The organism is Leisingera sp. F5, assembly GCF_001593695.1.
Genome location: NZ_LUKH01001008.1, coordinates 1 through 1,361 on the forward strand (window position 1 = coordinate 1; position 1,361 = coordinate 1,361).

2 pseudogenes are annotated in these 1,361 nt (G+C 56.4%); one reads left to right on the forward strand and one right to left on the reverse strand.

Features of this window, described 5'->3' with window-relative positions:
• A pseudogene (locus tag A2I95_RS38320) lies at positions 1–773 on the forward strand (vitamin B12-dependent ribonucleotide reductase); the annotation flags it as partial.
• 309 nt (positions 774–1,082) lie between these two features.
• On the opposite strand, the pseudogene A2I95_RS38325 reads toward A2I95_RS38320, so the two are convergent.
• Positions 1,083–1,361, reverse strand: a pseudogene (locus A2I95_RS38325) (acyl-CoA thioesterase domain-containing protein); the annotation flags it as partial.

The following is a 1,361-nucleotide window of genomic DNA, read 5'->3' on the forward strand; positions in this document are numbered from 1 at the left end:
GCACCAAGATGCCGCAGCGCCGCAAGGGCTATACCCAAAAGGCAGTTGTCGGCGGTCACAAGGTTTATCTGCGAACCGGCGAATACGAGGACGGCAACCTGGGTGAAATCTTCATCGACATGCACAAGGAAGGCGCAGGCTTCCGGGCGATGATGAACAATTTCGCCATCGCGGTGTCGGTCGGCCTGCAATACGGCGTGCCGCTGGAAGAATTTGTTGACGCCTTCACCTTCACCAAGTTTGAGCCCGCCGGCATGGTCCAGGGCAATGACTCGATCAAGAACGCCACCTCGATCCTTGATTACGTGTTCCGCGAACTGGCCGTCAGCTATCTGGACCGTACCGATCTGGCGCATGTGAAGCCCGAGGGCGCAAGCTTTGACGACCTGGGCCGTGGCGAAGAAGAAGGCGTGTCGAACCTGAGCGAGCTGAGTGAAAACGCAGCCTCTCGGTCGCTGGAAGTACTGAAGCAGATCTCTTCGACCGGCTATCTGCGTAAACGGCTGCCGCAGGAACTGGTGGTGCTGCAAGGCGGCCAGACCGAAGTATCGGCACTGGGAACTGGAACTGATCCGGTTGCCGCGTTGCAATCGCTGGTGCCAGAGACCGGTGATGCACCTGTGCAGCCCGGCGGCGGAATGGATGCGCGCGTCAAGGCAAAAATGCAAGGCTACGAGGGCGAGGCCTGCGGCGAATGCGGCAACTACACGCTGGTCCGCAACGGCACCTGCATGAAGTGCAACACCTGCGGCGGAACCTCCGGCTGCAGCTGAAGAACACCGTCTGCGTCTCTGATTTTCCCTCGGTGGCGCAGACGGATACTGGAAGCGGTGATACTGCTTCCAGAGCTATCAGGAATGGGTGCGCCCGTTCTGAACACCGGGAAGGCCCAGGTAAGAAAACTTTCGGGCAGTCAATGAAGGAGCCTGACCGGTGATAACTGGCTTCCTCTGTTTTCAGGGGAAGCCATTTTCTTGGTTGCAGGCGTGTTGTTTACTGCATCAGGTAAGTCTCATAATGAGAATTATGTTAAATTACTACTCATCAACATACCACCTTAGCGCAGATTAAACATATAATTCTCAATCCCTTGCCGGACGCAGTAAACCTTCTTGCGCGACGCTGGCGATCAGCTGGCCGTCTTCCGTGTAAATAGACCCACGATTGAAGCCACGGCCGCTGCCGGTAAACGGTGCATCCATTGTATAAAGATGCCAGTTCTCGAATTGAACCGGTGCATGAAACCACATTGCATGGTCCAGGCTTGCGGTCATGGCGCCGGGTTTGTGAAACGTCAGCCCATGCGGCCGCATCGATGATCCAAGCAAGCCAAAGTCCGAGGCATAGGCCATCAGGATATG